At 70.7% G+C, this 14,511-nt stretch carries 14 protein-coding genes; all 14 read right to left on the reverse strand.

The window, feature by feature from the left end:
* Positions 1 to 124: 124 nt before the first annotated feature.
* The 14 genes from MYA_RS23665 to MYA_RS23730 all read right to left on the reverse strand — a co-directional run bounded on the left by MYA_RS23665 (position 125) and on the right by MYA_RS23730 (position 14,381).
* On the reverse strand, positions 125 to 1,144 hold the full coding sequence (locus MYA_RS23665) for an EscU/YscU/HrcU family type III secretion system export apparatus switch protein (protein ID WP_014725399.1): 1,020 nt from the start codon (positions 1,142 to 1,144) through the stop codon (positions 125 to 127).
* 25 nt (positions 1,145 to 1,169) lie between these two features.
* A complete protein-coding gene (sctT, locus tag MYA_RS23670; protein WP_011882602.1) occupies positions 1,170 to 1,979 on the reverse strand; it encodes a type III secretion system export apparatus subunit SctT in 810 nt (269 codons plus the stop codon).
* Positions 1,973 to 2,746 (reverse strand): hypothetical protein, encoded by a 774-nt coding sequence (locus MYA_RS23675; protein WP_014725400.1) that lies wholly within the window; start codon positions 2,744 to 2,746, stop codon positions 1,973 to 1,975. The genes sctT and MYA_RS23675 overlap by 7 nt, the downstream gene beginning before the upstream one ends.
* A complete protein-coding gene (locus MYA_RS23680) occupies positions 2,739 to 4,142 on the reverse strand; it encodes a FliI/YscN family ATPase (RefSeq protein WP_014725401.1) in 1,404 nt (467 codons plus the stop codon). The genes MYA_RS23675 and MYA_RS23680 overlap by 8 nt, the downstream gene beginning before the upstream one ends.
* Entirely contained in the window at positions 4,139 to 4,756 is a 618-nt protein-coding gene (sctL, locus tag MYA_RS23685) for a type III secretion system stator protein SctL (RefSeq protein WP_014725402.1), read from the reverse strand. The genes MYA_RS23680 and sctL overlap by 4 nt, the downstream gene beginning before the upstream one ends.
* Complete coding sequence (locus MYA_RS23690; RefSeq protein ID WP_011882606.1) at positions 4,738 to 5,478, reverse strand: SctK family type III secretion system sorting platform protein; 741 nt, start codon at positions 5,476 to 5,478, stop codon at positions 4,738 to 4,740. Before MYA_RS23690 ends, sctL begins: the two co-directional genes overlap by 19 nt.
* The gene (gene sctJ / locus MYA_RS23695) at positions 5,475 to 6,368 is read right to left on the reverse strand and encodes a type III secretion system inner membrane ring lipoprotein SctJ (protein WP_014725404.1); all 894 of its coding nucleotides are present in this window, start codon (positions 6,366 to 6,368) and stop codon (positions 5,475 to 5,477) included. The genes MYA_RS23690 and sctJ overlap by 4 nt, the downstream gene beginning before the upstream one ends.
* A gap of 52 nt (positions 6,369 to 6,420) precedes the next feature.
* Entirely contained in the window at positions 6,421 to 6,906 is a 486-nt protein-coding gene (locus tag MYA_RS23700) for a hypothetical protein (protein WP_011882608.1), read from the reverse strand.
* 124 nt (positions 6,907 to 7,030) lie between these two features.
* Positions 7,031 to 7,240: a hypothetical protein gene (locus MYA_RS23705; protein WP_011882609.1), complete on the reverse strand. Its 210-nt coding sequence runs from the start codon at positions 7,238 to 7,240 to the stop codon at positions 7,031 to 7,033.
* 139 nt (positions 7,241 to 7,379) lie between these two features.
* Entirely contained in the window at positions 7,380 to 8,804 is a 1,425-nt protein-coding gene (gene sctD, locus MYA_RS23710; RefSeq protein ID WP_011882610.1) for a type III secretion system inner membrane ring subunit SctD, read from the reverse strand.
* Positions 8,785 to 10,824: a type III secretion system outer membrane ring subunit SctC gene (sctC, locus tag MYA_RS23715; RefSeq protein ID WP_011882611.1), complete on the reverse strand. Its 2,040-nt coding sequence runs from the start codon at positions 10,822 to 10,824 to the stop codon at positions 8,785 to 8,787. The genes sctD and sctC overlap by 20 nt, the downstream gene beginning before the upstream one ends.
* A complete protein-coding gene (sctS, locus tag MYA_RS23720) occupies positions 10,824 to 11,102 on the reverse strand; it encodes a type III secretion system export apparatus subunit SctS (protein ID WP_014725405.1) in 279 nt (92 codons plus the stop codon). Before sctS ends, sctC begins: the two co-directional genes overlap by 1 nt.
* Positions 11,099 to 13,300, reverse strand: coding sequence for a type III secretion system export apparatus subunit SctV (gene sctV / locus MYA_RS23725; protein ID WP_041494328.1), 2,202 nt, complete (start codon positions 13,298 to 13,300; stop codon positions 11,099 to 11,101). Before sctV ends, sctS begins: the two co-directional genes overlap by 4 nt.
* A 247-nt stretch (positions 13,301 to 13,547) precedes the next feature.
* On the reverse strand, positions 13,548 to 14,381 hold the full coding sequence (locus MYA_RS23730) for a helix-turn-helix transcriptional regulator (RefSeq protein ID WP_011882614.1): 834 nt from the start codon (positions 14,379 to 14,381) through the stop codon (positions 13,548 to 13,550).
* Positions 14,382 to 14,511 lie beyond the last annotated feature (130 nt).

Here is a 14,511-nt window from a genome sequence, read left to right on the forward strand (position 1 = left end):
CGGCGTCAAGCGGCTGCCGCACCGTGCGCGAAAATGGGCGCGGAGATTCGCACCGCGTGTGCTGCGCGCGCGGGATGCGACCCTGCATTCGATGATGGATTCGTTCGCATGAGCCGCGCATCCACTACGCGCCGGTCGCCCATTTGAGCAACTGCGCGACCTCGCGGAAATGCTGCTGCTGGATCGTGCCGTTCTCCGGCGTGGTTTCGTACAGCGCATGCGCGAGCCCGACGTTCGCGAGCGTCGGGCGCAGCGCGTCGCGCGCGAGCCGCACGATCCGCTCGGCCGCCTCGCCTTCGCCGCGCGCGAGCACCCACGGCAGCGAGCCGATCCCGCCGTAATAGAGCGCGACCGCGACGCGCGGCGAATAGACGACCACCGACGCGTAACCGATGCGGTCCGGCAGCGCCGCGAACTGCGCTTCGCGCGCGAGCTGCCGGCGCTTCGCCGCGATATGCGGATCGCCTTCGTCCTCCTTGTGCTCGCGCCGCACCTCGTCGATCGACATCTTCATCTTCTGGTTGAACTCGTGCCGCTGATGCACGATGTCGATCAGCGCCATCACGACGTAGATCAGCGCGGCCCAGCCGAACAGCAGCATCAGGAGCTTCACGATCAGCGCGAGGATCGACACCGGCCGCGTGAAACCCGCCTGCACCGACGGATCGAGCGACTCGACGATCAGCCAGCCGAGCGTGGCGACCAGCAGCACGGTCTTCAGCAGCATCTTCACGAGGTTGCGCATCGACCACATGTTCTTCAGCCCCTCGGCCGGATTGAGCCGCGACAGCTGCGGCACGAGGCGGCTCCATGCCATCACGCCGCCGACCTGCACGAAGCCCGCGAGCAGGCCGGCGAGCAGCCCCGCCGCGACGATCTGCGCCGACAGCAGCGCCCAGTCGCGCGCGGCGCCGTCCACCAGCACCGCGAGCCGCGCGGCCGGGTCGGCCGCGCCGGCCGCATCGAACACCAGCCGGAACAGCGCCTGCAGCCGCGCGAACAGCGTGCCGAGGCCGACCGCGAGCGCGACGCACACGCCGACGAAGAACGCCGACGACACCGTCTCCGCGCTCTTCGGCACGTCGCCTTTTTCGCGCGCCTCGCGCAGGCGCTTCGCGGTCGGCTGCTGGTTCTTTTCGGCCATCGTCGCTCCGTCGCCGCGCCGGCCGTCACGCGCCGCCGTGCGCGGCGAACAGCGCGCGCAGCAGCGCCATCAAGCCGCTGTCGGGGCTCAGCAGCGCATGCAGCGACGCGTACACGACGGGCAGGAACAGCACCATCATCAGCACCGCGAGCGCGCTCTTGAGCGGCTGCGAGAACACGAAGACATTCAGCTGCGGCACCGCGCGCCCGACCAGCCCGATGCCGAGCTCGACCAGTACCAGCACGATGATCACCGGCGCGGCGAGCTTCACCATCCATTCGAAGATCGTGTCGGTCTGCCGCACGACGAAGGTCTGCAGCATCGACGAGAGATCCGGGCCGAACGAGCCGATCGGCCACCACGCATACGACTGCGCGAACAGCTGCACGAGCACCTGCAGGCCGCCCGCCGTGACGAACAGCGCGAGCGCGACGAAATTGAGGAAGCCGGAGGTCGGGCCGCCTTCGTGGCCGCCCATCGGATCGAAGAACGCGGCGCTGCCGCTGCCCGTCTGGAAGTCGATCAGGAAGCCGACGCCCTGGATCGCGAACAGCACCGCGCTGAACGCGCCCGCGAGCAGCAGGCCGACCACCGCCTCCTTCGCGACGAGCAGGCACCACATGAGAAACGGCAGCGACGCGACCTGTGCCGGATCGATCGCCGGCGCGACGAACGCCGCGATCACGACGGCGATCCCGTTGCGCACGAGGCCCGTGATGATCTGCTCGTTGAACACCGGCACGATCAGCATGATCGGCAACAGGCGCGGCATTACGTAAAGCAGCGGACGCAGCGTGCCGGCGATGTCGTTGAAGTTCGTCGCTTGATCTAGCATCGGCGCTCCGTGGGCACGGGCACGGGTGCGGGCGCTGTGTCGTCGAAGTGCGGAGATGGGTGGGCGGAGGCAGCTGCCGTATCTGCGGCATCGCTCGTATTGTCTGCATTGTCTGCGTTGTCTGTGCTGGCTGCATCGGCTGCGCTGGCTGCATTGGCTACATCGCCCACATCCCCCCCCGCCTCCGCCGCGCCCCCGACCATCTCCGCATCGAACGCCGCCGTCATCTCCGGCTGGCTGCGCGCAGCATGGCCATCCGCGCCGCCCGCGGCCCACACGCCGGCCGTCGCGAAGCGACGCACCGCGTGCGCATCGGCGACTTCGTCGGCCTCGCGCTCGACGCGCGCGGCGCGCGCATGCAGCGCCTTCTCGCCCGCCTTGTCGAGCTTGTCCTCGGCCGCCTTCGCCTTGCGCGCGGCGCGCTGCAGGTCGGCGAGCGTCGCCTCGTGATCGCGATGCACGTGCGCGGCCTCGCTGACCGACGCATTCGCGACGCCGATATGGCGGTCGAACGTGCGCGTGTCGGCGGCCGCGTTCTGCAGCGCGCGCGCCTCGCGCACGTCGTCGGCGAGGCGCGCCTGGATCGCCGCCTTCGCGGCGACCTGCTGCGCGAGCTGCGCCTGCGCGGCGTCGAGCGCGCGCCGGCTCTGCGCGGCGACGCCCTGCTGGCGCGCGGCCGCGACGCGCGCGATCTGGCTGCGCATCTCGCGCACGCGCCTGAGCCGCGCGAGCGTCGCGAGCACGATGCGGTCGTCGGCTTCAGACATGATCGTTCGCGAGCCGCGTCAGCTTCGCGAGCAGCGCGTCGAAGCGCACGTCCTCGTGCGACGCCTGCGCGCAGAACGCACCGATCGCGTCGCGCGCGCGCAGCGCGAGATCGCCGAGCCGGTCGCTGCCTTCGCGATACTCGCCGATCTGCACGAGCAGCTCGATCTCCTGATACTTCGCGATCAGCTCGCGCACGCGCGCGGCCGCATGCTGATGCGTGCGGCTCGCGACGAGCGGCATCACGCGCGACAGGCTCGCGAGCACGTCGATCGCCGGATAGCGGTTCGCGAGCGCGATCTTGCGCGACAGCACGATGTGGCCGTCGAGGATCGAGCGCACCTCCTCGGCGATCGGGTCGGACTCCTCGTCGCCCTCGACCAGCACCGTGTACAGCGCGGTGATCGAGCCGCGCGCGCCCTGCCCCGCGCGCTCCAGCAGCCGCGGCAGCACCGCGAACGTCGACGGCGGGAAGCTGCGCCGGGTCGGCGGCTCGCCGCTCGCGAGGCCGACCTCGCGCTGCGCGCGCGCGAAGCGCGTCAGCGAATCGACCAGCAGCAGCACGCGCTTGCCCGCATCGCGGAAGTGCTCGGCGATCGCGGTCGCGACGAGCGCCGATTTCACGCGCTCCATCGCCGGGCGATCGGACGTCGACACGACGACGATCGAGCGCGCCCGCACCTCCGGCGACAGGCTGTGCTCGATGAACTCGCGCACTTCGCGGCCGCGCTCGCCGACCAGCGCGATCACGTTCACGTCGGCCTGCGCGCCGCGCGCGATCATCCCGAGCAGCGTGCTCTTGCCGACGCCGGACGGCGCGAAGATGCCAACCCGCTGGCCGACGCCGAGCGTCATCAGCCCGTCGATCACGCGCACGCCGGTCGGAAACGGCGTGTCGATCAGCTTGCGCGCGAGCGGGTTCGGCGGATCCTGCTGGGTCGACACCCAGGCGGCGCCCGTCACCGGCCCGAGATCGTCGAGCGGCCGCCCGAGCCCGTCGAGCACGCGGCCGAACAGCGCGTCGCCGACCGCGAACACGTGCTCGCGGCCGGACGGCACGACCGTCGTTTCCGGCGACAGGCCGGCCACGTCGCCGAGCGGCGTGAGCAGCGTGGTCTGCCGCGAGAAGCCGACCACTTCGGCGAGCAGCGTCGGCTGGTTCGGCGTGCGCAGCTCGCAGATCTCGCCGAGCCGCGCGCGGATGCCGGTCGCATTGAGGATCTGCCCGACCGCGTGATTCACGCGGCCCTGCACCGACACCGGCGAGAAGAACGCGAGCCCGGCGTCGAGATCGCCGACCAGACGGCCGCCATCGAACGGCGCGCCGTCGCCGTCGCCGTCGTCGCTGCTGCTGCCGCTGCCGCCGAACGGGCGCGGTTCGTCGAGCGGCGCGTTCATCGCGGCACGTCCCGGCGAATCGCCTGGCGCAGCGCATCGATCTGCAGGTCCAGGCTCGCGTCGATGCGCCCGGACGGCGTCTCGACCGTGCACGCATGGCGCTCGAGCTGCGCATCCTCGACGATGCGGATGCGCTGCCGGTTCGACTGGCCGGCGAACGCACGGTCGAGCGCGTCGCGCATCTCGTCCTGACGGCCCGGCGCGACGCGCACGATCAGGAACGCCTCGTCGCGCACGAGCGGCGCGATGCGCGCGAGCGCGGCCTCGTAGAGCGTCTGCGTGCTCATCTCGGCGACGATCGCGCGCACGGCCTTCACGACGATGTCGGCCATCGCGTCCTTCATCGACTCCATCGTGCGCGCGGCGGCCAGCGCCTGCGTGTAGGCCTGCGCCGCATGCTCGCGCTGCGCGCGGCGCATCCCTTCGTCGTAGCCGGCCGCCTGACGCCTGTCGAACTCGCGCTGCGCGTCGGCGACGATGCGCGCCGCCTCGTCGCGCGCGGTCGCGATCACCGCGGACGCGTCGAGCAGCGCCGCGTATTCGCGCTCCTTGAGCACCTTGCGCTCCGACAGCAGCTGCAGGTTGTCGCTCGTGATCAGAAAAGCCAGTCCCATGACGCAAGCCTCTCGGGAATCAGAAACAGGAACAGCAACTCGCCGAACTGGTCGCGCTGCGCGCGATTGAGCCAGTACGGCGCTTCGTCGTCGCACGCGCGGTTGAATTTCAGCCGCGCGCGCACGCCGACCGCGTCGCCGGCCACGCCGATGAAATCGGCCAGCAGCCGCGCGCCGCGAGCGCGGATCACCGCCGGCAGCGCGGCCGGATCGGCGCGCCACGGCTCGAGCGTGTCGGCGAGCGCGCCGAACTCCGGCGCGCGCTCGAGCGCCAGCTCCAGCGCGTCGCCGCCGAGCTTCGCCGCGACTTCCGCGCGAATGCGCCGCACGTTCAGCGCGTCGCGCAGCCAGCCGCGATGCAGCAGCAGCCCCGCGTACGCCGCGAGCTGCTCGAGCGCCGCGCCCGGCAGCAGCGCGAGCCGCGCACACGGATCGGCGACGTCGAAGTCGTAACGGCCGGCCACGCCGTGCGCGTCGAGCAGATGTCGCGCGAGCAGCCTGCGGCCGGCCGGACCGAACGCGTCGAGCGAACGGTAGCGCGCGGGCCACGCGGCCGGCACGCGCGTCACGTGCAGATAGCGGTCCGGGCGCAGATTGAATTCGCACACGAGCGCGTGAAACGCCGCGCGCCGCGCGGCAGGCGGCGCGCCGAGCGGCTGCAGCCACGGCAGCGGCACGGCGTCGGGCGCGGCACCCGGCGACGCGGCGTGCACCTCGCTCATGCGCCGTCGCGCGCGCCGTCGGGCGTGCGCAAGCCGCCGCCCGTCTGCGCGGCGCCCGCGCCTGCCGCATTGCCGCCCGCGACACCGCGCGGCGTGCCGACCAGCGCGGCGACCCGCGCGCCGAACATGCCGCGCCGCGCGGCCGACAGCGCGATCACCGCGCCGGTCAGCAGGATCAGCGCGAACACCAGCCAGCCGAGCGGCGAGCGCAGCCGCAGGAGGTCCGACACCGCGCTGCCGATCCCGTCGACGCGCGTCGCGCGCGCGGCGGCCGGCTGCAGGAACAGCGACACGTTGTCGTACTGCAGCCCCTCGATGCTGTGCGCGACCAGATCCTTCACCATCGGCGCCATCGCGCGCAGGTCGACGCCGGGCCGGTAGCGGATGTACACGGCGGCCGACGACGGCTTGATCTTGTCGGCGAGCGGATCGTTCTCCGGGATCACGACCTGCACGCGCGCGACCACCACGCCCTCGATGTCCTGCAGCGTGCGCGACAGGTCCTGCGACACGCCGTACAGATAGCGCACGCGCTCCTCGGCGGGCGTCGACACCAGCCCCTGCTTCTGGAACAGCTCGCCGAGGCTCGCGTAGCTCGGCTTCGGCAGCCCGTTCGCCTGCAGCACGGTCAGCGCCGACTGCATGTCGCCATCGGCGACGCTCACCTGCCAGGCGTTGCGATCGGACGTGTCGCGCGCGTCGTTGTCCTTCGACGCGCCGATGCCCGCATCGCCGAGCACGGCGACCATCTGGTTCGCATCGCGCTCGGACAGGCCCGAGTACAGCTCCTTCTGGCAGCCCGCGAGCAGCGCGAGCAGCCCCGCGAGCAGCGCGCGCGCCGCCCGGCTGCGCCACGCGTGCGTGCGCGGCGTCGAATCGATCGTCGTCATCGTTTGTCCGCTTCAGGGCCCGCGGCCGCGTCGGGCCGCGCGCCGGCCGTCGTCACTCCTGCGTCTTCAGCACCGTGTGCGTGAAGCCGTTCGCCGCCTGCGCGACCGACAGGCTCAACTGGTATTCCGAAATCGTGGTGGTCGCCGTCCACTGGAAGTCCATCGCCTGCACCATCGTCATCAGCGGGTCGCGGCGGTTGTCCGCCATCGACGTCAGCATCTCGGCGCGATGCTTGTCGATGTTCGCGTACCGCGTGTCGAGATCGTTGCCGTACGTGCGCAAGCGCTCGACGAGCGACGCATGGTTCGCCTGCGCGGGCGTCGCGGGCGTCATCTGCACGGCCGGCGCCGCATCGGCCGGCGCGCGCGACATCGCGACGCCCGCTGCCGACGGCGACGACCCGCCCGCTGCCCCCGGCTGCATCAATGCATCGAACTGGCGCACCTGCGCCGGATCGGACGCCGCGCCCGCCTGCTGTGCGGCGCCCGCGAGCGCGGCCGCGCCCGGCGGCGCCGCGCCTACGCCTGTTACCGACATGATCGTGTCCTCCTTGACCGGCAAAGCCGGAAACGAGCCGGCCGGCGCGCGCCCGCGTCCGCTCGGGCGCCCGTCGCGGGCAGCCCGTGCACGCGGCGTCGCGCGGCGCGGCCGGCGACCGCCGTCATGCGCGGCCGGCCGAACTCAGGTGTTGCGCAACCTGGGCGTTCGCCGTCCCTTCCTGCGCGGTCACTGCGTTGCTGGTTTCGAACGTCGCGGTCGACTGCTGGACCTGGAAGTTGATCTTCGTGAGTTCCAGCTGCGTCTTGGTGAGGTCGTCCGCCTGCTTCTGCACGTCGCCCGTATTGCTCACACTGCCTGTCGAGTTACCCATGCTGCGCTCCTTTACGTGAACCACGATTCCCGATCCGGCCGCGGCCCCATGCCGCGCCGGCGACGTGACGCGCCGCATGCGTGCGGCGCGTCGCGTGATGCGCGCACCGCTCGCGCGATGCGCATGACCTGTCGCGGCGCTAGTGCGCTGCGTCCTTCGTTGCGTCCTTCGCCACGTCCTTTGCCGCGCCGGCCGGGGCGACGGCGGACGTCGTCGTCGGCGTCGCTGGCGCTTCCGGCAACAGCGTCGGCCCCGGCACCGGCTGCGCGACGCCGGCCGCCGCGCCGCTCGCGAGCGGCGCCACGGGCGGCGCCGGCACGCGCTCGGGCGCGCTCGCCTGCGGACCACCGAGCGGCATCGTGATGCGCTGGCCGTTGCGCTCGAACACCACCTCGTCGGGGCCGATCGACACGACGGTCGGCCCTTCCTTCAACCGCGCGCCTTCGAAATAGCGGCTGCCGTCGACCGTCTCGATGTAGCGCTGGTCGCCGTCGCCAGCGAACACGGTCGTGATCTCCGGAATCCCCGCGACGCCGCCGAGCGTCGTCGCCGTGCGCGGCGCGCCGGCATCGGCGTCGCGCACGTGGTCGACTACCTCGAGCGCCGGGCGCGCGTCCTTCATGTAGTTGCGGATGCGCGGCTCGATCTGCGCGCGCTGGGCCGCGCCGGTCAGCTCGATGCGGCCGCGGCCGAGATAGGCGACCGTCAGCGGCGTGTCGCTGAAATAAGTCTGCGCGGTCGCGACGAGATCGCTGACCACGTAGATGTTGCCGAGCGCCGCGTTGTCGACGCCCGCGACGATTTGCGCGACGCGTTCGCGCGCGGCCGGATCGGCGACGTAGCCCGACACGATCACGCCGTCGTCGCGCGGCGCGACGGCCAGCTCCGGATACGCGTGCAGCAGCTGCTGCAACCGGTGCGTGCGCGCGAGCACCGACTCGTGCTGCCACGGCAGCCGCCCCGACCACGCGACGAAGCCGTAGCCGAGCGCGCCGAGCAGCACGCCGGTCCACAGCGCCGCCAGCACGATCACGAGCCGTCGGCCGCCGAGCCGGCGCAGCCCGCCCGTGAGCCACGCGAGCCAGGCGGCGTCGTGCGCGGCGTGCGGCGCATCCGCGTCGTCGGGCACCGCGACGCTAGCCTGCGCGTGGCGCGCGATGCCGAGCTTGATCGAGCCCACCGTCACGACGTCCTGCGGCGTCATCGAGCGGCGTCCCGCGCCGATCGGCGCGTCGTTGAACAGCACCGGCGCCGCGCCTTCGCCACCGTGGTTCTGCACGGTCACCGCGAGCGCGCCGACCTGCAGGCACACCTGCTTCGCGCCGATCTCGCGATCGGGCAGGATCACCTCGCAATCGGCCGCCGTGCCGACCCAGTTCGCGCCGCGCGCGAGCGACATCGTGCGCCCGTACATCGGCCCGCTGAGGAAGCACAGATTCCACGGCGACGCGAGCGCGGCCGCGGCACCGCCTGCACCGCCTGCACCGACGACGCCCGCAGCGCCGCCTGCCGCGCCGCCGGGCAACGGGCCGTCGCCGTGCGGTTCAATGATGGTCGTCGACATGGGCAGGTGCTCCTGCAGTCGCCGCCACGGGCTGCGACGCCGCATCGGGCGGCGGCGGCAGCGCGGGCGGGCCGAATTTGGTGCCCGGCAGCGGCCGCGGCGTGAGCGGCACCGCGACGTCGTTGTCGGGCGGCCGATACATCGACATCGCGTTCGGGTCGGCCGGCGCGTCCGCGCCCGGATTCACCGGCGAGCCGTCGGGCGCATACATCGACGCGTTCGTCACCACGCGCGGCGTCAGCAGGTAGAAGCGCTCCATGTGGTTGCCCGACTTGTCGGTGTACTTGAACAGGTTGCCGATCAGCGGAATGTCCGACAGCCACGGCACGCCGCTCTTGTTGAGCCGCACCTCGTCGTCGTTGAAGCCGGCGATCAGCAGGCTCTTGCCTTCGTCGATCATCGTCTTGGTGACGATGTTGCGCTGCTGGATCACCGGCACGTTCGACACCGCCTGCCCCGGCACGATGTTGCCGTCCTGGATGTCGATCGACATCATCACGCTCTGCGGCGTGCCCGACACCGCGGCCGCATGGCGGATCGCCTCGTCGACGATCATCGGCGTGACCTTGATGCTCGTCCCCGTCGTCACGCTGTACAGCGACGAATCCTGATAGCCCTGCACCTGCACGTAGAACTGCGTGAGGTTCTCGAGGATCGCCTCGGTGTTGTCGAGCGCGAGCACCTTCGGCTTCGAGCGCAGCTGCGCCTGCCCCTTCTGCGCGAGCGCGTTGACGCGCGTGAGCAGGTAGTTGCGCAGCGACCCGCCGATCGACGCCGTCAGCGCGATGCCGGTCGGCATGAAGGTGCCGGTCTGGCCGGTTTCCGACGCGCCGATGCCGAACGTGAGCGGCGGGTTGCCCGCGCCGTTGTACTGCGTGTTGCCGTTCAGCGGATTCTGGCCGTTGCCGATCTGCACGTCGCCATGCGTCGTGTGCAGGCGCCAGTCGATCCCGAGGCTGTCGAGCGAATCCTCGTTGATGTCGATGATCGTCACGTTGATCTCGACGATGCGCGGCCGCTCGTCGAGCTGGTCGATCAGCGACTGGTAGCGGTACATGTTCTCCGGCAGGTCGCGCACGATCACCGCGTTGATCGCCGGATCGGCGACGATCTGCGGCAGCGCATCGCCGCCGCCACCGGCCGAGAACGGCGAGATGCCGCCCGCGGCGCTGTCCGCGCCGCCGTAGCCGCCCTGCCGCGGGCCGCTGGAAATATCGGGGAAGTCGAGCCGCGGCACCGCGATCGTGAGCCCCGAGCCGAGCTTCACCTGACGCGCGGCCTGCCCGAGCGGCGTGCTCGACGGCAGCGCGCTCGTGCTGCCGTCCCGGCCGAACAGCCGGCGCAGGATCGACGCGACGCCCGGCACCGTCACCTCCTTGCCCGAGCGGTTGATCGTGAAGTCCGACGCCCAGCCGTACTTCAGCCGGAACGCGCGGATGTCCGCGTGCGCGCCGTTCGCCGACGGATCGCCGACCGAGCCGACCGCCTGCCGCACCAGCTCGACGTAGCGGCGCGGGCCGGCCACGTAGACGCTGTTGGCGCGATCGTTGATCACGAGCGTGTAGCGCTTGTCCGGAATCTGCATCGCCTGCAGCGCGCGGCCGATCTCGCCGGCCGCGTTCGGCGGGATCGGGATCATCTGCGTCTGCGACTGGTCGGCCGGATCGACGTACAGGAACGAGCCGTCGTAGTACCACGTGAGCCCGTAGGTCGAGCAGATCGTGTCGAGCGTCTGCTGCGGCGTGCCCGAGAAGCGGCCGCTGATCACGCCGTCGACCTTCGGATCGACCACGGCCGTCACGCCCTGCGACGACGCGAGCTCGCGGATGAAGTCGCCGATCTTCTTGCCGTTCGCGACGATCGTGAACGGCTTGTTGCGCCAGCGCAGGTCCGCCGCGCGCGCCGGTTGCGCGACCGTCATGCACAGCGCCGCGGCGAGCAGCGCGGTCGCGCACATCGCGAACGCGGCGCGTTGCAGGCGGCGCGGTTGAATCCGGATCGGGGCGACGCGTCGACGCATCAAAGCACTCCTGTGGAAGAAACGAACATGCGTTCCAGCGCCTGCTGCGCGAAGCGCAGCACTTCGCTGCCGAGCCAGCCGGACAGCAGCACCAGCGCGACCATCACGGCGATCAGCCGCACCGCGATGCCGATGTTGGCGTCCTGCACCTGCGTGACGGCCTGCAGGATCGCGACGACGAGGCCCGTGACGGTGGCGATCGCGACGATCGGCAGCGACAGCAGCAGCACCAGCATCAGCGCCTGACGCGTCAGGTCGAGAATCGTCGAGCTGGTCATTGCACGGCTCCCGGTGCGCGCACGCCGGCGCCCGCGCCGACCGTGCCGTCGTCGGGCGGGTTCTTCACCCAGCCGACCGTGTGCAGCTGCACGTCCTCCTCGATCTCCTGATACGACAGCACGGGCAGGTCGGGCAGCACCGGCTGCAGGATCGTCTTGACGTAGCGGCGGGCGCCGAGCGCGACCATCACCGCGAGCCTCGGCGTGCCGGCGGCGGCGCCGTGCGCGGCCGGTGCGGCCTGTGCGGTGTTGGCGATCGCGCGCACCTGTTCGCCGATGTCCTGCTTGACCGCGCTCGACAGCGCGAGGAAATTGCCCTGCTTGGTGCGCATCACCGCGTTCTCGATGCGCTCCTGCAGGTTCTGCTCGAACAGCACGACGCGCAGTTGCCGCGTTGCGCCCGCATGACGGTCGGTGATCATCCGGCGCAGGTCGACGCGCACCAGCTCGACCAGCGCGATCACGTCGTCGGGCTCGTTCGGCGCCCACGTGATGAGGCTTTCGAAAATCACGCGCAGGTTGCGGATCGGCACCTGTTCGGCGAGCAGCCGGCGCAACACCTCGGTGATGCGCTGCAGCGGCACGAGCCGCGTCAGCTCGCCGACCAGCTCCGGATGATCGCGGCGCACCAGATGCACGAGCGCCTGCGTCTCCTGGATGCCGAGCAGTTCGTCCGCGTGCTGGCGCACGATCTGCTCGACGTGCGCGGCGAGCGCCGCTTCGCTCGTCAGCCACTTGCCGTCCGGCGCCGCGCCGTCGGGCTTGATCCACAGCGCGGTCGCGAACGGGCCGAACGCCTCGGCCGGCTGGCGTTCCGCGCGCTCCGGCAGCGGCGCGACGCCGTCCCACAGCAGCCAGCCCGGCTTCAGCGCGCCGTGCGCGACCAGCACGTCCTGCAGGTAGATCCGGTAGCTCGACGCCGGTGCGCCTTCGTCGTCGTTCAACGTGATGCGCGGAAACACCGTGCCGATGTCCGCATCGACGCGCGCCTTCGCGCTCGACAGCGCCGTCTGCAGCTGCGCGAGGTTCAGCGCCGCGCGCAGATCGTCCGACAGCGACACCGCGATCAGCGACGTGACGCCCGCCGCGTGCGACACCTTCGCCGGCTGCCCGTCGTCGGCCGCGCCGATGCGGCCGGCGACGTGGATCAGGTTGAAGCTCGGCGCCGTCGTCTTGCGCTTCAGCTGCGCCACCGCGAACGCGCCGAGGCCGAGCGCGATGAGCGCGAACGACCATTTCGGGAAGCCGGGCACGACCAGGAAGCCGGCCAGCACCAGCGCCGCGATGAGGAGCGCGCGCGGATGTGCGCCGAGCTGCTCGCCCAGCTGTTCGCCGAGCTGGCGCTGCCGCGCATCGCGCGTCGCGACGCGCGTCGTCACGATGCCGGCCGCGATCGACACGAGCAGCGACGGAATCTGCGACGCCATGCCGTCGCCGACCGTCAGGATCGCGTAGCGTTGCAGCGCCTCGCCGATGTCCATCCCGTGCATCAGCGTGCCGACAGCGATCCCCGCGACGATGTTGATGAACGCGATCACGAGGCCCGCGATCGCGTCGCCCTTGACGAACTTCATCGCGCCGTCCATCGCGCCGTGCATCTGCGATTCCTGCTCGAGCTTCTCGCGGCGTTCGCGCGCTTCGTCGGCGCTGATGATGCCGGCGCGCAGGTCGGCGTCGATGCTCATCTGCTTGCCCGGCATCGCGTCGAGCGAGAAGCGCGCGCCGACTTCGGCCACGCGTTCTGAGCCCTTCGCGATCACGATGAACTGCACGACCGCGATCACGAGGAACACCACGCCGCCGACCACGACGTTGTTGCCGACCACCAGCCGCCCGAACGCGTCGATCACGTGGCCGGCGTTCGCATGCAGCAGGATCAGCTTGCACGACGCGATGTTCAGCGCGAGCCGGAACAGCGTCGTGAACAGCAGCAGCGCTGGAAACGCCGAAAAACTGACGGCGGACGGCACATAGGTGGACACGGTCAGCAGCACGACGCTGGCGGCGAGGTTCAGCGAGATCATCCCGTCGAGCGCGGCCTGCGGCAGCGGCAGGATGAACAGCGCGACCACCGACACGATGAACGCGGCGAGAAACAGATCGGCGCGCGGCGACGCGCCGAGACGCTGCCCGGACACGCCCCGGCCGGCGGAAAAAATCCGCTGCCAGTCGCGGGGAAGCGCCTTGGGTTCTGCCATCGTGCCGTCGTCCTGTCGTTGTCGCCGCGCGGCGCGGGCCGTCATGCCCCGTGCAGTGCGGACCGTTGAATGGGACGAGTGTAGCGACGCGCAACCGCGCAAAAACGGGCGCGCCTCGTAGCGTTCCGGCGGTTTTCCGGCAGCCGCCGAAACGGACTACGAAACCCGATGACGGCCGTCGCGGCGCGCGGCCGGAACCGCTTCCATCGCGCGGCGGGCGCCGCGCGGGCTTCCCATGACCTCAGGCTCAGGACTCCAGACGACGTCCGGCGAGATAGGCGAGCTGCGCGCGGTTGCGCACGTTGAACAGTTTTTCGAGCGAGCGGATGTGGTGGCCGACCTTGTGCAACGAGGTGCGCAGCGCGCTCGCGATTTCCTGGTCGGACAGCCCGTGCACGAGGCGCTCGAGCACCTGCTGCTGCTCGTCGCCGAGCGCGAAGCCGCGCATGCGCGCGACGCGCGCCTCGAGGAACGGCAACGCGACGCGATGCACGGCGAGGCTCACCGACAGCGCGCCGCCGATCACGCGATCGTCGATCCATTCCGTGCCGTGGCTCTCCGACGTCAGGTTCACCGCGACACGCAGATCGAGCCGCGGCGCCGACAGGCTGAAGATCACGCCGCTGTTCATCGCATGCGCACGCAGGTGTCCAGCCAGCGCGAGCACCTTGCGATCGCCGCTCGCGTGCGCGACGCCTTCGATGTCGTCGAGCCGCCACGCGACCGGAAAACCGCTTTGCCGAACCTGCGCGAAGCGCGGGTCGTTCTCGTACAGCATGCCTTCGATATACGGCTGCATGAAGGTCGGCGGCGCAAGATCGCGCAACAGATGCGCGCACAGAATGCGCCGCCCGATCATCTCGTATGCGCCGTAGCCGAGCGTGCTGAATCCGATTTGTCTCAAGCGCGCATGGCATTGCGCGAAATCGAGCGTAGATGTGTCCGATTTACCGGATGGAATGCGCGCGCCGGTAAAAACGTCGCGCTCGACGGCGTGAATTTCCGTCGAATAAGCGGCAGCGGCCGCGATATCCGTTTGCGAAAACCATTCGACGCGCGGTGCGTCGTCAGCATGTGTCATGAGGCGCCCACCCTTTCCCAATATGTGAACATGCCCCGTCACGATCTGGTCTTTTATTTATGATTTTCTGGTCGGCTGTATGCGCACGCGAGCATGAACCTTTCGCGGCGATTAGTATTACGGCATATTA

This window comes from Burkholderia sp. KJ006 (assembly GCF_000262695.1).
GTDB lineage: Bacteria > Pseudomonadota > Gammaproteobacteria > Burkholderiales > Burkholderiaceae > Burkholderia > Burkholderia vietnamiensis.